We start from the raw sequence: 305 nt of genomic DNA, 5'->3' as shown, positions 1-305 counted from the left end.
GCCGCGAGCTGTCCGGGCAGGTGCCGCAGGCCTGGTCGCCGCACTGGATGCGGCATTCGCACGCCACGGCGCTGTTGTTGTCGGGGGTACCGGTGCACGTGGTGAGTCGACGATTGGGACATCTCGACGTGCAGACCACGCTCAACACGTACGCGCACGTGACCGAGGACGCCGAGATGCGGGCTGCCGCGGACTGGAAGGCGGTCACCGGCGGCTGGCGAGTCGGCGCGCACCGCGACGACCGGACCGAGTCCGGCTCGTGACCGGCGGGCGCGACGAGGCCACGATCGACTGGGTGGAAGCGG

Annotated in this window: 1 protein-coding gene; it reads left to right on the top strand. The window is 71.5% G+C overall.

All coding sequences use genetic code 11. The features are described 5' to 3' along the window. On the top strand, window positions 1–263 hold a 263-nt coding region (locus P3H15_RS54855; RefSeq protein WP_276144936.1), incomplete at its 5' end, for a tyrosine-type recombinase/integrase. Window positions 264–305 lie beyond the last annotated feature (42 nt).

Source organism: Rhodococcus sp. T2V, from assembly GCF_029269925.1.
In the GTDB taxonomy this organism is placed as follows: domain Bacteria; phylum Actinomycetota; class Actinomycetes; order Mycobacteriales; family Mycobacteriaceae; genus Rhodococcus_F; species Rhodococcus_F koreensis.
This window is presented reverse-complemented; position numbering and strand designations above follow the sequence as displayed.